This is a genomic window from Brevibacterium iodinum ATCC 49514 (assembly GCF_900169265.1).
GTDB lineage: Bacteria > Actinomycetota > Actinomycetes > Actinomycetales > Brevibacteriaceae > Brevibacterium > Brevibacterium iodinum.
Window position 1 is genome coordinate 11,606 of sequence record NZ_FXYX01000003.1, and the last position, 21,869, is coordinate 33,474.

17 protein-coding genes and 1 pseudogene are annotated in these 21,869 nt (G+C 66.3%); 9 read left to right on the forward strand and 9 right to left on the reverse strand.

The window, feature by feature from the left end; translation table 11 throughout:
• Positions 1-23: 23 nt before the first annotated feature.
• Genes BI49514_RS03870 through BI49514_RS03885 form a run of 4 tightly spaced genes read right to left on the reverse strand, consistent with a single transcriptional unit; the run spans position 24 to position 3,992 of the window.
• Entirely contained in the window at positions 24-761 is a 738-nt protein-coding gene (locus BI49514_RS03870; RefSeq protein WP_101544453.1) for an LmeA family phospholipid-binding protein, read from the reverse strand.
• Positions 761-1,480 carry a LutC/YkgG family protein gene (locus BI49514_RS03875; RefSeq protein ID WP_101544455.1) on the reverse strand — a complete coding sequence of 240 codons (720 nt, stop codon included), beginning with the start codon at positions 1,478-1,480 and terminating at the stop codon, positions 761-763. The genes BI49514_RS03870 and BI49514_RS03875 overlap by 1 nt, the downstream gene beginning before the upstream one ends.
• On the reverse strand, positions 1,477-3,000 hold the full coding sequence (locus tag BI49514_RS03880; protein ID WP_244195162.1) for a lactate utilization protein B: 1,524 nt from the start codon (positions 2,998-3,000) through the stop codon (positions 1,477-1,479). The genes BI49514_RS03875 and BI49514_RS03880 overlap by 4 nt, the downstream gene beginning before the upstream one ends.
• On the reverse strand, positions 2,997-3,992 hold the full coding sequence (locus BI49514_RS03885; protein WP_101544668.1) for a (Fe-S)-binding protein: 996 nt from the start codon (positions 3,990-3,992) through the stop codon (positions 2,997-2,999). Before BI49514_RS03885 ends, BI49514_RS03880 begins: the two co-directional genes overlap by 4 nt.
• A 289-nt stretch (positions 3,993-4,281) precedes the next feature.
• On the opposite strand from BI49514_RS03885, the pseudogene BI49514_RS03890 reads away from it, so the two are divergent.
• Positions 4,282-5,198, forward strand: a pseudogene (locus BI49514_RS03890) (SCO6745 family protein).
• Here the strand turns inward: BI49514_RS03890 and BI49514_RS03895 are convergent.
• From BI49514_RS03895 to orn, 3 genes are all read right to left on the reverse strand, one after another.
• Positions 5,195-6,862: a SulP family inorganic anion transporter gene (locus BI49514_RS03895; RefSeq protein ID WP_101544457.1), complete on the reverse strand. Its 1,668-nt coding sequence runs from the start codon at positions 6,860-6,862 to the stop codon at positions 5,195-5,197. The pseudogene BI49514_RS03890 and the gene BI49514_RS03895 sit on opposite strands and share 4 nt — an antisense overlap.
• Positions 6,859-7,230 carry an ArsR/SmtB family transcription factor gene (locus BI49514_RS03900; protein WP_101544459.1) on the reverse strand — a complete coding sequence of 124 codons (372 nt, stop codon included), beginning with the start codon at positions 7,228-7,230 and terminating at the stop codon, positions 6,859-6,861. The genes BI49514_RS03895 and BI49514_RS03900 overlap by 4 nt, the downstream gene beginning before the upstream one ends.
• Before the next feature lie 155 nt (positions 7,231-7,385).
• Complete coding sequence (gene orn, locus BI49514_RS03905) at positions 7,386-7,970, reverse strand: oligoribonuclease (protein ID WP_101544461.1); 585 nt, start codon at positions 7,968-7,970, stop codon at positions 7,386-7,388.
• 307 nt (positions 7,971-8,277) lie between these two features.
• On the opposite strand from orn, the gene BI49514_RS03910 reads away from it, so the two are divergent.
• The 3 genes from BI49514_RS03910 (at position 8,278) to BI49514_RS03920 (ending at position 12,864) form a co-directional block, all read left to right on the forward strand.
• On the forward strand, positions 8,278-9,897 hold the full coding sequence (locus tag BI49514_RS03910; protein WP_101544463.1) for a hypothetical protein: 1,620 nt from the start codon (positions 8,278-8,280) through the stop codon (positions 9,895-9,897).
• Between the two features lie 157 nt (positions 9,898-10,054).
• Entirely contained in the window at positions 10,055-11,032 is a 978-nt protein-coding gene (locus tag BI49514_RS03915) for a tetratricopeptide repeat protein (RefSeq protein ID WP_101544465.1), read from the forward strand.
• A gap of 167 nt (positions 11,033-11,199) precedes the next feature.
• Complete coding sequence (locus BI49514_RS03920) at positions 11,200-12,864, forward strand: hypothetical protein (RefSeq protein ID WP_244195159.1); 1,665 nt, start codon at positions 11,200-11,202, stop codon at positions 12,862-12,864.
• Positions 12,865-12,894: 30 nt separating this feature from the next.
• On the opposite strand, the gene BI49514_RS03925 is transcribed toward BI49514_RS03920, so the two are convergent.
• Together BI49514_RS03925 and BI49514_RS03930 are read right to left on the reverse strand one after the other, a co-directional pair.
• Entirely contained in the window at positions 12,895-13,287 is a 393-nt protein-coding gene (locus BI49514_RS03925) for a hypothetical protein (protein WP_101544670.1), read from the reverse strand.
• Positions 13,288-13,418: 131 nt separating this feature from the next.
• Positions 13,419-13,769, reverse strand: coding sequence for a hypothetical protein (locus BI49514_RS03930; protein WP_101544469.1), 351 nt, complete (start codon positions 13,767-13,769; stop codon positions 13,419-13,421).
• Between the two features lie 114 nt (positions 13,770-13,883).
• Between BI49514_RS03930 and BI49514_RS03935 the strand changes: the two genes are divergently transcribed.
• The 5 genes from BI49514_RS03935 to ligA all read left to right on the forward strand — a co-directional run bounded on the left by BI49514_RS03935 (position 13,884) and on the right by ligA (position 21,814).
• The gene (locus tag BI49514_RS03935; RefSeq protein ID WP_101544471.1) at positions 13,884-15,095 is read left to right on the forward strand and encodes a cysteine desulfurase family protein; all 1,212 of its coding nucleotides are present in this window, start codon (positions 13,884-13,886) and stop codon (positions 15,093-15,095) included.
• The gene (gene mnmA, locus BI49514_RS03940; protein WP_101544473.1) at positions 15,092-16,306 is read left to right on the forward strand and encodes a tRNA 2-thiouridine(34) synthase MnmA; all 1,215 of its coding nucleotides are present in this window, start codon (positions 15,092-15,094) and stop codon (positions 16,304-16,306) included. The genes BI49514_RS03935 and mnmA overlap by 4 nt, the downstream gene beginning before the upstream one ends.
• Positions 16,307-16,372: 66 nt before the next feature.
• Positions 16,373-18,424: a S9 family peptidase gene (locus BI49514_RS03945; RefSeq protein WP_101544474.1), complete on the forward strand. Its 2,052-nt coding sequence runs from the start codon at positions 16,373-16,375 to the stop codon at positions 18,422-18,424.
• The gene (locus tag BI49514_RS03950) at positions 18,417-19,589 is read left to right on the forward strand and encodes a uroporphyrinogen decarboxylase/cobalamine-independent methonine synthase family protein (RefSeq protein WP_244195158.1); all 1,173 of its coding nucleotides are present in this window, start codon (positions 18,417-18,419) and stop codon (positions 19,587-19,589) included. The genes BI49514_RS03945 and BI49514_RS03950 overlap by 8 nt, the downstream gene beginning before the upstream one ends.
• A complete protein-coding gene (gene ligA / locus BI49514_RS03955; protein ID WP_101544476.1) occupies positions 19,586-21,814 on the forward strand; it encodes an NAD-dependent DNA ligase LigA in 2,229 nt (742 codons plus the stop codon). The genes BI49514_RS03950 and ligA overlap by 4 nt, the downstream gene beginning before the upstream one ends.
• Positions 21,815-21,869 lie beyond the last annotated feature (55 nt).

The following is a 21,869-nucleotide window of genomic DNA, read 5'->3' on the forward strand; positions in this document are numbered from 1 at the left end:
ATCGCCGAGGCGGCCCTGTCCGTCTACTCCAGCGTGACCCCGGATCCGTGGAGGCGGACCTTGAGCCCCGCCTCGGTGGCGGTGATATCGGTGAGTTCGAGTCCGGCAGGCAGGAAGTCGAGATCGATGACGATATCGGAGATCGCCGAGGTGAGGAACCCGGGCAGACGCTCGACGGAGATCTCCGCCGAGCCGAGGCGGATCGTCGATGCATCGACGACGGCCCGCCTGCCTTCGGCCTTCGGGTCGATGCCGATGAGCAGATCCTGGCCGAGCATCGGGCCTTTGAGGAAGAGCCCGCCGTCGACGGTCGTGAACGTCATCCCCTCCGGCAGGTTCGCGTGCTCGGCGGCGCGCTCGTCGAGAGTGGAGTGGGGGAGGACCGCGGTGGCATCGACAGTGCCGATGGGATGCGTCGTGTCGGTCGGGAGGTCGAAGAGCTTCGCGTCGACGTCGGTGAAGTCGACTCCCTCATAGGTCGCCTCATCAGCGGTGATATGCACTTCATTCAGCGTTCCGGCGGCCATCTGGGTGAGCACGGGGAAGCCTTCGACCGAGACGTCGGCCTCACCGTAGTCCGTCAGGCCCTGCGCGATGCGCTGCTCGGTCGTATAGTCGACGATCCGATCGGCCGCGATCGCTCCGATGATGAGGGTGAGGACGATGACGATCGCAGAGACGATGAACGTCGTCCTCCGGCGCCGCCGCGGCGGTCGACCGTTGTCAGGCTGAGGGTATTCGAGGGTCCTGGCCGTGGTCATCAGTCGCTGAGGATGATGACGTCGAGGGTGCGCGGACCGTGCACTCCCTCGACCCTGCTGAGTTCGATGTCGCTCGTCGCCGACGGGCCGGAGATGAAGGTCAGAGGCGCGTGGGCGTCGAGGCGGGCGATCCCTTCGGGCACGATGTCGACGATGTCGCGGGTGCGTACGACGCACACATGGTGGTCGGGCACAAGGGTGATCGCCCGGCGTCCGCACTCATCTGATCCGTCGAGGACGATGGTGCCCGTCTGCGCGATCGCCACCGCCGAGGCGGTCACTACTCCACCCTGAGCGTCGAGATCGTCGACGCTGAGTTCCTCACCCGGGGCATCGACGCGGATCCCGCCGGAGAAACCGGCCAGCCAGGAGGAGTCGAGGCCGGTGGGCACGACGACCGAACCATGCGCCCCGATCAGCTGTGCGATCGTCTCGCTGGGATCGCCGGAGGCCCGGTGGACGTTGGCCTTGTAGTCGACGAGGCGGTCGATGAGGAGCTCGACGAGGTCCTCGCCCGTGTGCGTGCCCTCGTGGTGGTATCCGGAATCGGCGGCGGTGGCGGTAACCTCCGCCGAAGCGGTGTCAGCACCGTTCGCTGCCCCTGCACCGTTTGCGGGTGCGGAGCTGCCCGGCGTCGAGGACACGTACTCTCCGCCGCCGCGGCGACCGAGAGCCTCATTGATGCGGGCGAGGATCTCCTCGCGGGCGGTGTCGGTCATTTCTCGTCTTCCTCTTCGCGGCGATCCGCTTCCTCTTCGGCCCACTGCTGCCGGAAGCTCTTCTCCGGCAGGGCCGGGATGTCACGGCTCGACGTCCAGGCGCCAGCGATTCCCGGCAGAGAGTTGATCTGCTCACCGCCGGTGACCTTGTGCGCCAGGGGCAGACCCTTCTCGGCTGCGGTCATCCGCTTGCCGTCTCCCATCATCCATGACGCCCCGGTGAGGGCGGCATCGAGCTGGGACGACACGGGGGAGTGGTTGGCTTTGACATCCTCGTTGCGCAGGTGGACGAGGATATCAGGGATATTGATCTTCACCGGGCACACGTCGTAGCAGGCTCCGCACAGGCTGGAGGCGTACGGCAGGGAACCGTTGCCCTGCTCTTCGACGCCGGTGAGCAGCGGGGAGAGGATCGCGCCGATCGGTCCCGGGTAGGTCGACCCGTAGGCGTGCCCACCGGTGCGTTCGTAGACGGGGCACACGTTCATGCATGCCGAGCAGCGGATGCAGTTGAGTGCGGTGCGCCCGTGCTCATCGGCAAGTGCCCGGGTGCGGCCGTTGTCGAGGAGGACGAGGTGGACGTTCTGCGGCCCGTCGCCTTCGGATCGGCCGGTCCAGAACGAGGTGTAGGGGTTCATCCGCTCACCCGTGGACGACCGCGGCAGCAGCTGCATGAACACTTCGAGATCGGCGAACTTCGGCAGCAGCTTCTCGATGCCCATGACTGTGATGAGCGTCTCCGGCAGGGTCAGGCACATGCGGCCGTTGCCCTCGGATTCGACAACGCCGAGGGTGCCGGTCTCCGCGATGCCGAAGTTCGCTCCGGAGATCGCGACCTTCGTGGTGAGGAACTTGTGGCGCAGATGTTTGCGCGCCGCCTCGGCCAGCACCGCCGGTTCGTTCGTCAGCTCACCGGCATCGGGCATCTTGTCCATGAAGATCTCACGGATCTCATCCCGGTTGCGGTGGATGGCGGGGACGAGGATGTGGCTGGGCTTGTCCTCACCGAGCTGGACGATGAGCTCTGCCAGGTCGGTTTCGAAAGCGTCGATGCCCTGCGTCTCCAGGTGTTCGTTGAGGCCGATCTCCTGCGTGGCCATCGACTTGACCTTGATGACCTCCCGGCGACCGGACTCGAGCACCGGAGCATTGTCCTCGACGAGCTCGGTGACGATGGCGTTGGCCTCATCGGCGTCCCGGGCCCAGTGGATGACGCCGCCGGCGGCGGTGAACGCCTCTTCGAACTGCGCGAGGTACTCGGGCAGATTCTCCATCACCTCGTTCTTCGTGGCCTCACCAGCATCGCGGAGGGCCTCCCAGTCGTCGAGTTCGGAGACCACCTCGGCGCGCTTCTCCCGGATCGTCGAGGTCGCATGACCGATGTTGTTGCGCAGCTGCTGATTCGACAGGTGCTGATGCGAAGCCTCCGGGAAGACTTCGGCTTCGATGATATTGCCCTGCCCGCCCGGCAGGTCGCTGCGTCGCTTCGACGGCAGCAGCGGCATTCCCAGAAACGTCATCGCAGGCTCCCTCCACTCACTTCGGCTCCTTCACCCGGCACCCGCAGCGGGTCCTCCTTCGTCGAGGCGAGGATCCGGGCCAGATGCACCGCGGCCTGACCGACGCGGAACCCGGATTGGGATCGGCTCGGCTCCACCGGTGAGGTACCCTGTTCGCCGGGCGTCAGGTGGTGGTCGTCGTCGGCGCCGACGACGGTCGTCAGCTTCTCAGTCGTGTGTCCTTGAGCATCGGTCGAGCTCGTCTCCTTGACGTGGACGGCGGTGACGTCCGGGGCACCGTCGAAGCTGCCGGTGCGTTCGAAGCGGGAGATCCCGCCGCCGATGTGCAGCAGGCAGGAGGCGTCGCCGCCGGTGCAGACGTCGGCGTTCGTGGCCTGGATGGTGCGCACCTTGTCCGCGAGCATCGCCGAGGACACTTCGGGGTTCTTCACGGAGAAGGTGCCGCCGAACCCGCAGCACGAATCGGCCAGGGGCAATTCGACGAAGTCGATGCCCTCGACGGACCGGACGAGGGAGGACTGCCGGTCGCCGAGGCGCAGCAGCCGCATTCCGTGACACGAGGGGTGGTAGGTCACGCGGTGCGGGAAGTACGAACCGAGGTCGGCCGCGGCATCCGTGACGCCCTCGACGTCGGTGAGGAACTGGGTGAGCTCATAGGTGCGGTCGGCCACGTCGGCGGCTTCCGAGGCCAGGGCGTCGTTGCCCATCCTTCTCGCGACCATCGGCTGCTGGTGGCCCAGGGAGGCCACGCAGGAGGCGGAGGGGGCGACCGCGACGTCCCATTCGGTGTCGGTGAAGGCACGGACGTGGTTGGCGATGACCGGTTCGGCCTGCGCGAACTTGCCGGAGTTGATGTGCATCTGCCCGCAGCAGGACTGGCCTTCGGGAAAGATCACTTCGTGGCCGAGGCGGCGCAGTACCCGCACGGTTGCCTGTGCAACCTCGGGATACATCGCATCGACGATGCAGGTGGCGAACAGTGCGATCCTCATCTGACCTCCAAGCCGGACGATATGCGGTTGCAGCAGCCAGGATCGCACTCCGACCGAGCGAGGTCGGAAACGGTCCTTGTCACTCCGTGCTCTGACCGTAGCACCGCGCCGCGACAGCGCAAACACCTGCGCTGTCGCGGCGCGGCCGGGTGCCGAACCGATGCGGAACGACTCCGCTCGCACCGGTGGTGCAGCGATTTACGTCGCATCCGTCTGCGCTAAATTCCCGCACCGAGGCGGCCCGCTGACACCCATTTACCTGGGCCGTCGCCCACCCTAGGATGACGCTATGGAATCCCAGCGCACACCGAACATCCGAGCGGTCTCCGCCCGAATCAACTCATTCCACTCGTCGATCTACTTCTCGCAGACCGTCGGCGCCGTCTACGCGAAGCAGGGACTCGAACCCGGCGTCGAAGGCAATATGGCCGCCCGCTCCGCACCGCTGGGCCGGGTGAACCCCGGAGTCGTCAGCGCAGCCTATTACAACTACTCCCCGAATTTCGTCGCCGAGATGCTTCCCCGCCTGTGGGACACTGTCACTCCGGAGCAGATGGTCCGGGCCCGCTTCGACGCGGTGAGTGCGTTCATGGCCGAGCTCTTCGGCGACCGTGATGACATCGCCCTGCTCACCGAGGCGGCCACGCAGCTGTCGGAGGCGCTCGCCCCCGTGCTCGCGGCCATGGACTTCGCCGGGCGCACACTGTCGGCGGCCACCGCCGATGTCATCGGCGCTCACGAGCCGAGCACCGCGTTCGAGGCGCTGTGGGATGTGGCGACCGTGGCGCGCGAGTTCCGCGGCGACGGTCACGTCGCCTCGCTGGTGACCGCCGGTGTTCCCGGCATCGACGCGCTCATGCTCGATGTCGCGACCGGCGCCGGATTCCGTCCGCGAGCGGCGCAGAAGACCCGCGGCTACACCGATGAGGAATGGCAGACCGCACCAAGCTCGCCGAGGCGGGGCTTATCACCGTGGAGACCGACGATCGCGGCTTTGACCTGCCCGTCATCACCGAGGCGGGACGTGAGCTCAAGGAGCAGGTCGAGCAGCTCACCGACGGCACCGTGACCGCTGCCTGGTCCGTGCTCGATGATGATCAGATCGAAGCGCTGCTCTCACCGAGCCGCACCATCATCAAGGTCATCGCCCAATCCGGGGCGTTCCCCGCGAACATCTTCGCGCGACCGGAGAAGAAGGCCGGCTAACTCTGCGCCCGCGCCCGCTCCACATGGGAGCGGGCATGGGCGATCGCCGAGGGCAGATCGTCGAAGAGATGCGCTTGGTGACGCAGGGCTCGCAGCACCCCGACCTGCCGAAACAGGCCCGCATGCCCGTCCTTGACGCCCTTGATGAGCACCGTCTTTCCACGGCGTTCGAACCCTGTGACGATATCGGCGAGGATATGGGCGCCGGTGGCGTCGACGAGTTCGAGCTGAGACATCCGCAGCACGACCACGCTCACGCCGTCGAGGGCCATGACCTCATCGAAGATCCGATCGGCGGAGGCGAAGAACAGCGGTCCCCGGAAGGCGACGACCGCAATCGACTCATCGCCGGCCCGGGCATCGTCGGACTCGGAGAGGCGCTCGATGCCCACGGTCGTCGTCGCTGAGAGCTTGCGCAGGGCGAAGTATGCGGCCACGATGACACCGATTCCCACAGCCACGATGAGGTCGAAGGAGACCGTGATGAGCGCGGTGATGACGAATCCTGCGGCATCGGACTTCGTCGAGGCCAGGATCGATCGCATCGTGCCGACATTGATCATCCGCACTGCGGTGACGAAGAGGACGCCGCCGAGGGCCGCGAGCGGGATCCGGCTGACCGGGGCTGCGGCGACGAGCACGATGAGCAGCAGCACGAAGGCATGGACGATCGAGGCCAGTCGGGTGCGTGCTCCCGCGCGGATGTTCACCGAGGTGCGGGCGATGGCGCCGGTGGCGGGGATGCCGCCGAAGAGCGATGACCCGATCGACGCGATGCCCTGACCGACGAGTTCACGGTCGGGCTGGTACGTACCGGCATCCGACATCGACGAGGCGACCCGAGCCGAGAGCAGTGATTCGATCGCCGCCAGCGCAGCGATCGTCCCGGCAGCCGGAAGCAGGCTGGGCAGGGCAGTGAGGTCGAAACTCGGCAGGCTCGGGGCCGGCAGGGACTGCGGGATGGCGCTGATCGTCGCCAGGGGATTCGGGACGAGTCCGGCGAGGACGGTGACGACGATGATGCCGATGAGCGAACCGGGGATCGCATGGTGGATCTTCGGCGCGATGATCATGCACACGGCCACGATCGCCACGGCGGTCAGGGAATACGGCAGATACGACCAGTCGGCCGAGGACACGAGCTGCACCGCGGCGACGAAGGCGTTCGTGCTCACTTCACCGGGAGCGAGATCGGCAGGAGTCGTCACGAACGGCACCTGCTGAAGGAAGATGATGGCCGCGATGCCCACGGTGAAGCCTTCGATCACCGGCCACGGGATGAACGACACGCTGCGGCCCAGCCGCAGCAGACCGGCGAGAGCGACGATGATGCCGGCGACGAGGGTGACCGCGATGACCGCATCGGCCCCGTGGCTGGCGACGATGGGCACGAGCACGACCGCCATGGCTCCCGTGGGGCCGGAGACCTGCAGGTGCGAACCGCCGAAGACGGCGGCGAGGAAACCCGCGATGATCGCGGTGATGAGGCCCTGTTCGGCGCTCAGGCCCGAACTGACACCGAAGCCCAATGCCAAGGGCAGGGCGACGATGCCGACGGTGGCGCCGGCGAGCAGATCCTTCGGCCAGGACCGCCGGGACTCACGGTAATCGGCGGGAGAGGGCAGCAGCGACCGCGCATGCCGAGTCAGGGGCGTGGCGTTCATGCAGTGTCCGTCCCGGGGATCCGGGGCAGGGAGCGGGCCTCGGCGAGGCGCTGCTCGTCGTCTTCGAGCATGTTCAGCAGCAGACCCCTGGCCACCGCGAGCAGTTCGGCGGTGCGCCGGTCGGCCAGTCGGTAGTAGACATGACTGGCCCGGCGTTCGGACTCGACGAGGCGGTGTCGGCGGAGGACTGCGAGGTGCTGAGACAGGTGTGATGTTTCGAGCCCGGTCTCGTTCTGCAGCTCGGCCACACTGACCTCGTCATTGCCGGAGAGGAGTTCGAGGATGCGGATGCGAAAAGGGTGAGCGAGGCCCTTGAAGAGGTTCGCCTTGACCTCGTACAGGGGCGTCTGGGACTGATTCAATGCCATGATGAAATCATCATATCGTGGACACAAGGAAACCGGTTCGCAGTCTCACGAGACAGCCGGTGGGAGTCTCGGGCAGTGAAAAGCCCGGTCCCGCAACTGCGGAACCGGGCTCTGCTCACGATCGCTGTGCTCACAATCGCCCGGGAAGGCGGCGGTCAGCTCTCGTCGGTCTGCTTCGGGTAGTTCTCGGCCACCTCGGCGGCGATCGACTTCGCCTCATCGGAACTCGGACCCTCGGCGGAGAACACGGCCTTCCGGTAGTACTGGAGCTCGATGATCGAGTCGATGATGTCTCCGAGTGCACGGTGGCCACCGTGCTTGGCCGGTGCCTGGAAGTAGGCGCGCGGGAACCACTGCTTGGACAGTTCCTTGATCGAGGAGACATCGATGATCCGGTAGTGCAGGTACTCGACGAGTTCGGGCATCTGCTTGGTGAGGAACACCTTGTCGGTGCCGACCGAGTTCCCTCCCAGCGGTGCCTTGCCGGCCTCGGGGACATGCTTCTTCACGTATTCGAGGACCCGGGTCTGCGCCTCGGTGACGGTGGTGCCCGCGTCGAGCTCAGTGATCAGGCCCGAGGTGGTGTGCATGTTCGTGACGAATTCGTTCATGTTCGCCCGTGCATCCGCCGAGGGCTTGATGACGATGTCGATTCCGTCGTCGAGGGGGTTGAGCTCGAAGTCGGTGACGATCGCAGCCACCTCGATGAGTTCGTCCCGCACCTCGTCGAGGCCGGTCATTTCGCAGTCGATCCACACAATTCTGTTGTTGCTCACCCGCCCAGCTTAGGGCAGACAGCAGGGAACGGGACATCCCGGGGTGCAATCGGAGCCCCTCGGCGGCCGGGTCACGGCCGCCTCGGCGAGGGTGGAGGTCTGGGCGAGGGGGAACGTCGGACTGGTCGGGAACGGCCCGGGGGAGAGTTGGGCGTGTGAACGTCGACACACACTGAGCGTGCGCACAGAGTCGATGTCCGGTATGTGACTTAAACTTGAAGAGTCCCCGAACTGGGGTGCCATTTTTGCTCGGCTGAGGGAAGGTTCGCTCGTGCGTTACACATTCGCTGTGATTCTCATGGTGGTGGGTGTCGTCGTCGGTGGCCTCGGCATCCTGCAGAAGACCCTGTGGGCTCCGGAGGATACGATCACTGCCACCGCACAGATCGATGCCGACAAACCGGCAGTCATCGTCGACCCCGGAATGCTCAACCTCTACGAAACCCCGACCACACTCACGGTCAAAGGCAGCGGCGACCTCACGATCGCCCAAGCCCCGATCGAGAACGTCGAAGCCTGGGCGGGACAGTCCGCCTATGACCGCGTCACCGGACTCGCCGAAGGCGGCAAGCTCACGACGAAGGCGACCGATGGTGAGGGCAAGGTTCCCAACCCCGCCGGGGCCGATCTGTGGCAGTCGGAAGTCACCGGCACCGATTCGGTTGAGCTGGAGTGGAACGACGAGGCCAACCGCACCGGATTCCTCGTCGCCGGTGACGGCGAAGCCGGAGCGGTCAAATCCGTGACCCTCACCTGGCCCAACCATGCCGAGACTCCCTGGGCGCTCCCGCTGATGATCATCGGCGGTGTCCTCTTCGTCGTCGGCGTCGTCCTCCTCTTCCTCGGTGCGAACAATTCGAAGAAGGAAGCGAACCGCCGCAAGGCGCGCCAGGAGCGCCGCCGCAAGCTCGCCGAATACGGCACCGCCTTCGCCGTCGTCCCTGTGCTCGCACTCAGTGCCTGTGGTCCCGAAGAGCTGCCGAAGCCCGAGCCCTCCGAGGCTCCGAGCTCCGCGGCCGCGGGTGTCACCGATGACCAGGCCAAGCGGATCCTCGACTCCGTGGCCGCCGACGTCAAAGCCGCGGACAAGAAGACCGAAAAGAAGGCACTGGCCGAACGCGCCGCCGGTCCCGCGCTCAAGCAGCGTGAAGACCTGTACAAGGTGAAAGACGACGTCGAAGACCAGAAGATGGCGCCGGAGGTGGCCAGCGAAGAGATCGTCGCCAACTACACCTCGGCCACCGATGCCTGGCCGCGCGTGACCAGCCTGATCACCTCCGCCGGTGGGAATTCGCAGCTGCTCGTGCTGACCCAGGAGGATCCGCGCAGCAACTACAAACTGTGGTCGCAGACCCAGCTGACGGCCGGCACGAAGCTGCCCGAACTGCCCGACTCACGTCAGGGCGCGAAGATGCTCGAACCCGGATCCAAGGACTTCGTCACCACTCCGGAGAAGGCCGTCGCCGACTACGCGAAGGCCCTCGGCAGCGGAGCGGACTCGAAGGAGGCGAAGAAGTTCGAGTCCGATGACTTCTCGAAGTCCATCTGGAAGAACCAGAAGGACCAGAAGGCCAGCGCCGAAGAAGGCAAGGCCGAAGTCGACTACAAGTACACTCCGGGCAAAGAACTCGTTGCCCAGGGCACCGCCGGCGACGCCGCCATCGTCACCGGAGTCATCGATGCCGAATCGACGATCAGCCCCGAGTCGAAGGAGGGTCGCACCGGCACCCTGTCGCTGTCGTCGCCGCAGAAGGAACTCGTCGGCTCCGCGACGACCAAGGAGCCGGTGACGACGAAGACCACCCAGGTGCTCACCTTCCTCGTCCCCAAGGACGGCAAGGTCAAGCTCATCGGCGGTCTCGAGACTCTCGCCGGAGCCGAAGCAGGCTGAGGCGGAAGGGTCGGCACCGTGGTGTTCCTTCCCTGACGGCTGAGGAAATAGCCGTGGGCGCACCGGTGTTGATACGTTCTGTTGGATAAGCATGGACCAGGTGCGTCACGGCTTGCGCCGAGCCCACCGACCGCGTCACAAAGGAGACCACGTGTCAATGGATCCCTCGCAGGAGAGCACGCAGCCAAACCAGGGACTCGACCTGTCGGCGGTGCGCAGCAAGAACATGCCCGCCGAGCAGGGCGGTCAGGCCGGTCACGCCGCCGGTGCGGGAGCCGGTGCTAACGGTGCTGCCGGTGACCAGGCCGGTGGGGACCCGGATGCGGTCGCCGTTCCGGGACTGGTCTTCGACGTCGACGAATCGACGTTCACCAGCCTGGTGGCGCTCTCCGACCGCGTGCCCGTCGTCATCGACCTGTGGGCCGAATGGTGCGAACCCTGCAAACAGCTCTCGCCGATCCTCGAACGCGTCGTCACCGCGTACGGGGGACGTCTGGTCCTGGCCAAGGTCGACGTCGATGCGAACCCGCGTCTGCAGCAGGCCTTCGGTGTTCAGTCGATCCCCACGGTCGTCGCCCTCATCAAGGGTCAGCCCGTGCCGCTGTTCCAGAGCGCTCTGCCCGAACCTCAGGTCCAGGCGTACTTCGACGAGCTGCTCAAGCTCGCCGGTGAGAACGGTGTGACCGGGCATGCGGCCGTCGGGGGAGCCGAGCCCGAACCGGCCGGCCCCGCCCACCCGGAGGCCGAAGAGGCACTCGCCAAGGGCGACTTCGACACCGCCGAGAAACTGTTCAAAGCCGCGCTGGCGAACTCTCCCGCCGATGAGGAGGCGAAGTTCGGTCTCGCCCGTGCGGGCCTGGGCCGCCGCCTCATCGACCAGGAACCGACCGGTCTCATCGCCGCCGCCGATGCGGACCCCAAGAACGTCGAGGCCGCGAAGGCCGCGGCCGACGCCGAAGTGGTCAGCGGCAATGCCGGCAGCGCCTTCAACCGACTCATCTCTCTCATCCGCACCACCGCGGGTGATGAGAAGGAATCCCTACGCCTGCGGGTCCTCGATCTCTTCGAGGTCCTCGGCTCCGACGACCCAGCCGTGACCAAGGCTCGGACCGCACTCATGAGGGCACTGTTCTGATCCAGCGAATCCGACTCATCACCGCCATCCTCTTCGGCGCAGCGGCACTCACGCTCGCCGGACTGGTCATCTCTGCGCTCTCGGTCGTCGGCACCGACGAGATCACCGAGACTCCGACCTTCAAGGTCAAGGACGGTGCCTACGCCGTCGTCCTCGATGAGGCGATCGTGCCCTATTCGGGTTCGAGCGTGACCGTGACGGCGAACAACTCGAAGGGCACGGAGCTGTTCGTCGGCACCGCCAGCGGGGTCGACGCCGACAGCTACCTCGATGGGGTGGCGCAGGAGCAGATCAGTGATGTGTCGTTCCCGAATTCCGCGACCCATCGGTTCACTCCCGGCGACGCGAAGCCGGACGCCGATATCGCCGATCGCGACTGGTGGATCAGCACGGACACGGGCAAGACGGTCGCGAAGACCTTCGACCTCGATGCCGAACCGCAGGTGCTCATCATCGCTCCTGCGAACTCCGATGACAGTCTTGATGGAACGACGGTGAGTCTCCAGATGCGCGGCAAGGGCGTGTTCGCACTCAGCCTGCTCGGCATTGCCGGGACTATCATGCTCGCCGGATTCTCGGTGTTCCTCTTCATGCGCTGGTGGGCCTCGCGCATCCGCCCGCCGAAGAAGGACGTCGGACTCCCGAGCGGCAGCGGACCCGGGGGAGGCAGCGGACCTGACAGCAGCGACAGCGGACCAGGAGGCGGCACCGGTTCCGGCCGCGACGGCGGGGGACCGGCCGCTGACCGCACAGCCAAGGGCGAGCCGGGACCCGCGACCCAGCCGATCTCGACAGTGCAGCCGGACACGGGCGGCCAGGCGCCACCTCGGCGACGGGATCTGCGGAACCGGCGGTCCTTCCGCGCAGTGACGGCCTCCGTCTTGGGCACCGGGCTCGTGCTCAGCGGCTGTGCGAATATGCCGATCGCCAAACCCAGCAGCCCGGACACCACCCCGTACGAGCGCACGGCGGTGCGCCCCGGTGAGGCCGGGAAGTTCATGACGAACTACACGGAATCGCTGGACAAGACCCTCGGCGACAAGGGCTCCGACCTCGACAAGATCCAGGCGGCACCGCTCATCGACCACACCCGTGCGCAGATCCAGATCGCGGACAAGGCGAAGCAGAAGCTGCGCGCACCGAACTTCACCGAGGTTGTCGCCGGCAGCCCGAACTTCACCGAATACCCGATGTGGTTCTACGCCTTCGGGACCGCGGACAAGAAGTCCACGGATGGGGACAAGCAGCTGACCCAGGTGATGCTGGTGACGCGGGAATCGGCGTCGACCGATCCGCTCGTGCGTTCGGCGTCCTATATTCCCACCGAGCAGATGCCCGCCCTCATGGCCGATGACCGCGGCGCCGTGGAGACGGGGTCGGAGGACTTCTCCGAGGATCTGACGACCGCGTCCGGTGACGTCTCATCGTTCCTCGTCGACGGCAAGGCGAAATCCGGGGGTCCCGAGGGACTCAAGGAAGGCGGATTCAAGGGGTTCCGTGACTACCTGGGTGACCTGCGGGACAAGGACTCCGGCTTCGACAAGGTCGACGTCGACTGCAAGCCCTATGAGGACCTCAAGTTCGAGGACATGACCTTGAGCACCGAGAACGGCGCGATCGGAATGGGCGAAGTGCGGTGCACCCTGACGATCAAGGCACCGTCGGACTACGCACTCGACCTCGGCGACACCGTCGAAGCCGTGAAGACGAACGATAAAGAGGGCGACACCATCAAGGTCGACACCGCGCACCCCTATGTGCTGATGAAGACCGGAGACGAACTCACCGCCGTCGCCACCGACTGGAACGTCCTGTCCTCCAAGGTGGAGTGAACCGCGCTCAGCCGCGGTTCGCGCGATTTGTCAGCCGTGGCTGGCGCGGCGGCCGACTCGCAGCAGCCACCACAGGCCGATGAGCGGCAGGAGCAGCGGAATATAACCGTATCCGCTGCCGAAGTTCGACCACACCGACGGCTTCGCGAAGTCCTCGGGGTGGGTGTGGCTGAGGATGCCGACGACGATGACGCCGAGGAACTCGATCGCACAGGCCGCGACGGCGATCCGGTGTGAGACGCGGTTGCCGATGACCAGGCAGACCGTGGCGAGGATGTAGATGACCGCGGCCAGCGCGGACAGCGAGTACGCGATCGGCGCGACATCGAATTCGCGGATGAGCTGGTAGCCCGCGCGGGCCGTGGCCGAGAGCGCGAAGACCCCGTACACGGCAGTCAGCGCCCGTCCCGGTCCGGTATGCATCGCCGAGAACGGTGACCGTCCCGTCTTTCCCCTCGCCGAGGCGGCCGAGGAGTCCGGGTTGTCCGCCGCGTTCGCGCTGCCTGCTGAGTCCGCATCGTCGGCGGAATCCCCGCCGAACCGATTGCTCCTGGTCACTGCCAAATCTGGTCCAATCTCTCGATCATCACGATCACCGTCAGTCCTGCCGCGGCCAGCACACCCGGCCCCCAACGGCTCAGTTCCGCAAACGCCCAGAACCCGGCCAGCGCCATGACCATGATCGCTGTGATGATGTAGCCGAAGTAGAGCAGCGGGTCGACATCATGCGTGGAGCCGAAGGTCGCAATCGAGACGATCAGCTGCACGATGAGCAGCAGCAGAAGCAGAGCGGCACCGCCGAGCAGAGCCTTGCCGGCCGGACGGTTGCGGATGGTCTCGACGATCGACCACAGGGTCAGGATGCCGGTGGCGGCATAGAGGACGATGGTGAAAACGGTGAACACGGAGACCAGTTTAGTCGGCCATACCAGCCGGCAACTCGTCCGGATGTGTCGCTTGGCAGGTGAGATGCCGCACGGATCCTGGCCGTAGCCTGGCTCACGCCCTAAAATGGCAGGGTGCCCATCTATCTCGATCACGCAGCCACCTCGCCGATGCCCGCCGAGGTGCTCGAGGTGTACACGAAGGAGCTGGCCCGTCGGGCCAACCCCTCGGCCCTCCATGCGGTCGGACAGGCGGCACGGATGCGCATCGAAGAAGCACGCGAAGGAATTGCCCGCGCGGTCGGTGCGGCCACCTCGTCGGAGGTGATCTTCACATCCGGAGGCACCGAGGCCGACAATTTCGCTCTCAAGGGCCTCTACCTCGCCCGCAACAACGGAACGTTCACGGAGCCTGCCCGCCCGCGGGTGCTGACGACGACGATCGAACATCCCGCGATCCTCGAGACCGTGGAGTGGCTGGAGAGCCTCGGCGCCGAAGCCGTGTACCTCGACGTCGACTCGGCGGGGCGTCTCGATTTGGACGCGGCGACCGCTGAACTGCGCCGCGACCCAGAACGCACCGCGCTCATCAGCGTGATGGCCGCGAACAACGAGATCGGCACTCTGCAGCCGATCGCCGAGATCGGTGAGATCGCCGCCGAACTCGGCATTCCCTTCCACATCGACGCCGTGCAGGCACTCGGACAGATTCCGCTCGACTTCGCCGCACTCAAGGCGACGGCCATGACGATCACCGCGCACAAGATCGGCGGTCCCGTCGGCATCGGCGCACTCCTGCTCGACCGCGCAGCGAGCCCGACGCCCATCCTCCACGGCGGGGGACAGGAGCGCAGCGTGCGTTCGGGCACCCTCGACGTCGCCGGTGCCGTTGCCTTCGCCGCCGCTGTCGACCTCGTCACTGCAGACCTTGAGTCCCGGGCGGCCCGACTGTCGTGGCTGCGCGACCGCCTCATCGCGGGAATCGAATCGAGCATCGACGGTGCCGTGCTCTCGGGCCCGCGCGGAGCGGACCGCCTGCCGGCCAACGCCCATTTCACGTTCCCGGGCTGCGAAGGGGACTCACTGCTGTTCGGTCTCGATGCCAGGGGATTGGCCACCTCGACGGGATCGGCCTGCTCTGCCGGCGTCTCCCGTCCCTCCCATGTGCTCTTGGCCTGCGGGATGGATGAGGACAGCGCCCGCACCACCCAACGCTTCACGCTCGGTCACGACACGACCGAAGCCGACGTCGATGCCCTGCTCGCGGCCGTTCCCGAGGTCGTCGACCAGGCACGCCGAGCCGGGATGGTTTCGGCAACACCCCGATGGATGCAAGGAGCATCATGAGAGTACTCGTCGCCATGTCCGGCGGAGTCGATTCCTCCGTCGCAGCCGCCCGTGCCGTCGACGCCGGACACGAAGTCGTCGGCGTTCACCTCGCTCTGTCCCGAATGCCTGGGACCCTGCGCACCGGATCGCGCGGCTGCTGCACGATCGAAGACTCCCGCGACGCCCACCGCGTGGCGGGAATGCTCGACATCCCTTTCTACGTCTGGGATTTCTCCGAGCGGTTCAAAGAAGACATCGTCGATGACTTCATCGCCGAATACGCCGCCGGACGCACTCCGAACCCCTGCATGCGCTGCAATGAGCGCATCAAGTTCGCAGCCCTCCTCGACCGGGCCTTGGCGCTCGGCTTCGACGCCATCGCCACCGGCCACTACGCCGAGGTGCTGCGTGACGACGAGGGCCGGCCCGAACTGCACCGCGGTGAGGATCTGGCCAAGGACCAGTCCTACGTCCTCGGTGTGCTCACCTCCGATCAGCTCGAGCACTGCTACTTCCCGATCGGGGCGACCGTGTCGAAGGCCGAAGTGCGCGCCGAGGCGGCCGAGCGCGGTTTCTCCGTGGCCAACAAGCCCGACTCCTACGACATCTGCTTCATCCCCGACGGGGACACGAAGGCGTGGCTGGCCGACAAGATTCCGATGCGTCCCGGACTCATCAAGGACTCCGAAGGTGAGGTTCTCGGCGAGCACGACGGGGCGATGACGTACACGATCGGTCAGCGCAAGGGGCTGGGCATCGAGAAGCCCGCTCGTGATGGCAAGCCGCGCTTCGTCACCGGCCTCGACCCGGCGACGAACACCGTCACCGTCGGGTCGCGCGCCGACCTCGCGGTCTCGCATCTGACCGGCATCCGCACCTCGTGGGCCGGTGCAGCGCCGTCGGACATGGGTTCGACTCCGGAGACCGGGATCGACTGCGAAGTGCAGATTCGTGCCCACGCCGATCCGGTGGCGGCCCGTGCCTGGCTCGGCGAGTTCGTCGCCGAGGCGCCCGAGCATGAAGTCAACCCCATCGTCGACGAGGTCGAGGTGCCTGCCGCACGTCCGGCCGGGCAGCTCATGTACGTCGACGTCGATGAGGAGCTGTCCGGAGTGGCCCCGGGGCAGACCATGGTGGTCTACCGCGGCACCCGTGTGCTCGGCCAGGCCACCATCGACTCCACGGCGAAGGACCGCATCACCCCGGCACCCGAGTTCGCCGGAGCCTGAGCCGCTTCCGCAAGTCGAGGCGAGGGCTGGGGGGCCGATGTCGGCCACTGGCGATACTCTGGGGGCATGAAGGAAAGTCCCCAAGATGTCGTCACGGCACCTTATGGAACCTGGTCTTCACCTCTGGGCGCCGCCGAGGTGGCTGCCGGTGCCGCTCCGATCTTCGATGCCGCCTTCCGCGGAGACGAGATCTTCTATTCGACGAAGATTCCCGCCGAGAAGGCCCGCACCGGCCTCGTCCGTACGTCACTGTCACGTCCGGGAGAGCGAGAGCAGGTCATTCCGACCGGGTTCAACATCCGCTCCGCCGTCCACGAATACGGGGGAGCCTCGTGGGCTCTCGACCAGAACAGCGAGGTTATCTACTTCGTCAACGCCGCAGATCAGCGCGTCTGGCAGATCATTCCCGGGCGAGCCCCGCATGCCCTGACCCCGGATAGTTCGGGGCGGATCCGCTACGGAGATCTGCGCATGAGTCCGTGGGGATTGCTGTGCGTGCGCGAGGACTGCCGGGCCACCCGTCGTGAACGCGCGATCGTGCTGCTGACCAAGCACGGGACGACGAATGTGCTTTCGACACACTCTCATTTCATGGCCTGGCCCAGGCTCTCACCCGACGGCAGCACCTTGGCATTCATCGGCTGGGAGCACCCGAACATGCCCTGGGACGGAACTACCCTGTGGCTGGTCGATGTGCGCACGCCGGCCACGCCTGCGGTTGCCGTGCTCAGCGGCGACGGGATCGAACGCCCGCGCAGGTCCGATCCGAGCATGCCGAGCCCGACCGATCCGGGCATCTCCCTGCTCCAGCCGGAGTTCACCTCCGATTCCTCGCTTCACGTCATCTCAGACCATCAAGGGCACTGGTCGTTATTCGAGCTCGACTTCGACCCCGTCGCCGCGCGTCCCCTGGTCACCGACGACCGTCAGGCGCCGGCGCCCGAAAGAATCGGATTCGACCGGCTGCGACCGGTCATCGACACCGGCGAGGAGATCGGCGGCGCCCTCTGGCAGCTGGGCACGCGGTGGCACCTCAACGACGGGGATGAAGTGTGGGCGCATTCTCAGGCGGCCACCGCAACACTCGTGCGCCGCCGGCTGAGCCTATCCGACAAAACGCTCACCCCTTCCGACACGACTTGGGAGACCATCGATACGACAGGGGAGACCTTCGGCACGATCGAACTCCTCGACCTCGGACGCACCCACCTGCTGCTGACGGTGAAGTCGACCAGGCGCCCCGGAGTCCTCTATGCCGTCGACCGGGCGACAGGACTGTTCACCGAGATCGCCAGCGAACGCCTCGACACCCACCAGGGCTACTACTCCCGCGCGCAGGTCGGTGAGCTCGGAGGAGTGCCCGTCGTCATCCACCCGCCCCACAACCCTCGCTTCGCAGCTCCCGTCGACGAACTCCCGCCCTTCGTGGTCTCGATCCACGGTGGACCGACGGGGCAGGCGACCCCGGAGATGACGGCCCGCACGAGCTTCTTCACCTCCCAGGGCATCGGCGTCCTCGAAGTCAACTACGGCGGGTCGACCGGATTCGGCCGTGCCTGGCGTGACCGGCTGCGCGGCGGGTGGGGAGTCATCGACGTCGAGGACACCGTCGCCGCTGTCAACGGACTCGTCGCAGCCGGACTCGCCGATCCGAATCGCATCGCCATCTCCGGAGCCTCCTCGGGCGGGTGGACGGTGCTGTCCGCCCTGGCCTCGACGAACGTGTTCGCCTGCGGCACCTCGTATTTCGGAGTCACCGACCTCATGCGCTTCGTCGTCGACACCCACGACTTCGAATCCCACTACATCGACGGCCTCGTCGGGCCCTGGCCCGCAGCTCAGGACGAGTACATCACTCGGTCGCCGATTCGCCGGACCAGCGATATCACGGTGCCCGTGGCCGTCATGCAAGGCGACCGCGACCCGATCGTCCCACCCTCACAGGCGCAGGAATTCGTCGATACACTCGAACTGGCCGGAGTGGAGTACATTTACCGTCTGTACAAGGGCGAGTCCCACGGCTTCGTCCGCGCCGAAACCATCATCGATTCCCTGGAAAGCGAGTTCGGATTCTATGTCGACGTCTTCGGAATCCCCCGAGCCCACCAGCATGGCTGAACCCCGAACTTCCGACCGCGAAAGCTCCGACCGTGACCGGCCGGACTCCACCCCCACCGAGCCGGCCGTCCCCGACGTCCCGACGTCCGTCTTGCCCGCCGCCACGACCTCGGGAATCTGGCTGCCCGGAGCCCGCGATCCGCGCCGCAGCTATATCGCGACAAGTCCGGTCCGGGAGGCCGCGGCCTCCGGCTTCGATCTCCTCGCCGACCAGCTTCCGCCGGTGCCCCTGACCGCGCATCAATCCGAGGGCAGATGGGGCGCCGACGCCATCGGTCGAGCCGGCGGCCTGCTCACCGAACTCCACGTCGACCGCACATCCTACGGATGGCGGCTGACCGCCTCGGCGGGCAAAGACGAACGGCTCGAGGACTCGGCATTGATCGAAGCCTTCGACGCGATCGCCGAATACGGTGGGTTCCGGCCCGGGCAGGTCCAGATCAGCCTGCCGGGACCGTGGACGCTCGTGACCGCGCTGAGCCTGAGCTCCGGCGCCCGCGTCCTCGGCGATTATGGGGCACGCCGAGACGTCGTCCAGGCCTACGCCTTCGGCATCGCCGCCTTCACCGACCGCATCGCAGGCTTGGGCATGCAGCCGACCGTCCGCCTTGTCGAATCCCGCCTGAACCCGGTCCTGACCGGCACCTGGCCGACAGTGTCCGGGTGGGCGAGTCTGCCCGCCATCAGCGAAACCCAGGTGTGGGCGGCCCTTGAATCCACGCTGCGCCACCTCCCACCCACCGTGCTCGCCCTGCCGGACCTCGATTCTCTGCATCTGCAGGGCAAGGAGATTCCCGCCGCCGAGGCGGTCCGCCGCACCGGCGCCCGATCCGTGTCAGTGCCGTTGGCTAGCCTGAGATCACACAGCTGGGAGCAGCTCGCGACCCTCGCCGAGGCGGGGCTCGGCACCTGGATCCACCTGCCGCCAACGGCCGGGGGGCGATCGGACGCGGTCAATCACTGGTGCGAGCGGATCCGCACCCCGTGGTCGCGCATCGGCATGGGGGTCACGAGTCTGCGCGAATTCGGGATCATCGCCGGACCCGAACTGCCGCTGACCTACCCGCCGCTGCTGGAGGACCAGCAGGGGATCGGGCCCGAGCACAATCGGGGAACTATGACCATCGCCGCCGGTCTGCGGCGGGCTCTTGAGGAGATCGAATGACCACGACACCGGAGAACGCCGACTCATCGACGCCCGAGCACCAGACCTCGGATTCGACCACACCCGAGCTGCAGGGCCTCGACCTCACCGACGCGACCGCTCGCGCTCAGGCACATGCCCAGCTGACCGAGAGGATCGAGGAGCTGCGGGCCGCCTACTATCAGGACTCCCTGCTCGTCTCCGATGCCGAGTACGACGAACTCGTCCATAGTCTCGAAGACCTCGAGGCGCAGTTCCCCGAACTCGTCACCGACTCCTCGCCGACGCAGACCGTCGGCGGCGTCGTCGACACCTCGACCTTCGACCCGGTCGAACACATCGGTCCGATGTACAGCCTCGACAACGTCTTCGACTATGAGGAACTGCGAGCCTGGTACGAACGGGTGCGGTCGGCCACCTCGGTGAAGTCGAAGTTCCTGTGCGAACTCAAGATCGACGGCCTCGCCGTCAATCTGCTCTACCGGAACGGCGAACTCGTGCGCGCGGCGACCCGCGGCGACGGACGCATCGGTGAGGACATCACCGCGAATGTGCGCACGATCTCCGATATCCCGCACCACCTCGACACCGAGCACCCGCCGGCCGAGGTGGAGATCCGCGGTGAGGTGTTCTTCCCCGTCGAGGACTTCGCCGAACTCAACGCCTCCCTCGTCGCTGAGGGCAAGGCCCCCTTTGCGAACCCGCGGAACTCCGCTGCAGGTTCGCTGCGGCAGAAGGACCCGGCTGTCACAGCGCGTCGGCCCCTGCACATGCTCGTCCACGGAATCGCCGTGTGGACCAAGGCCGATGATTCGCATCCGGAGCCTGCCCACCAGTCCGAGGTCTACGAGCAGTTCCGGTCGTGGGGTCTGCCGATCAGCGACTACTTCAAGGTCCTCGACACCGTCGACGAGATCGAAGACTTCATCTCCTACTACGGCGAACATCGTCACGATGTCACCCACGAGATCGACGGAATCGTCATCAAGATCGACGATATCGCCGTGCAGGAGACGATGGGCTATACGTCTCGCGCACCGAGGTGGGCGACCGCCTTCAAATACCCGCCGGAGGAAGTCACGACGAAGCTCATCGACATCCAGGTGCAGGTGGGTCGGACCGGGCGCGTGACCCCATTCGCCGTGATGGAACCGGTCACCGTGGCTGGATCGACCGTCGAGCGGGCGACCCTGCACAACGGGTACGAGGTCAGACGCAAGGGCGTGCTCATCGGCGACACCGTCACCCTGCGCAAGGCCGGCGACGTCATCCCCGAGGTGCTCGGCCCGGTCGCGGCGCTGCGGGACGGATCCGAGCACGAATTCGTCATGCCCACCCACTGCCCGTCCTGCGGGACCGAGCTCGGTGAGCAGAAGGAGGGCGACAAGGACCTGCGGTGCCCGAATTCTCGATCGTGCCCGGCGCAGCTGGCCAACCGCATCTTCTACTTGGCCTCCCGCGCCGCCTTCGACATCGAAGCTCTCGGCGAGGAGGCTGCACTGGCGCTGACGGCGCCGGCCGAACCGGACACGCCCCCGCTGACGTCGGAGGCCTTCCTCTTCGACCTCACCCCCGAGGATCTGGGCGATGTCAAGATCTGGCGGAACAAGAAGTCCAAGGGAGTGGAGACCGGTGAGCGAGAGCTTGTCCCGTATTTCTACACCCGGGGAACCGCGAAGAAGCCGAGCGCCCCGAGCGCGAACACGAAGAAGCTCTTCGACGAGCTGGAGAAAGCGAAGGATCAGGATCTGTGGCGCGTGCTCGTCGCCTTGTCGATCCGCCACGTCGGACCGACCGCAGCACGGACCCTGGCCGCGAAATTCCGCACCCTTGAGGCCATCCGCGAGGCAAGCCTCGAGGAGCTGTCGGCCGTCGAGAGCATCGGTCCGACGATCGCCCAGAGCATTCGCGATTGGTTCGAGATCGACTGGCACGTCGAGATAGTCGAGACCTGGGCGGCCGCCGGGGTGCGGATGGAAGACGACGAGGTCGAAGCCGCCGCGCAGACCCTCGAGGGGCTGACGATCGTGGCGACCGGTTCGCTGAGCTCGTTCACCCGCGATGGCATCAAGGAGGCGATCCTCGGTGCCGGCGGCAAGGCGGCGGGATCGGTCTCGAAGAAGACCGATTATGTCGTCGCCGGTGAGAATGCCGGCTCGAAGTTGGAGAAGGCGGAGTCGCTGGGCGTGCCCGTCCTCGACGAGGACCAGTTCAGGGTTCTGCTGGAGACCGGCAGCCTCGACTGAGATGTGCCCGGGCCTCGTGCCTGGTCCCTGGTGCCTCGCTGCCGGAGGGAATACT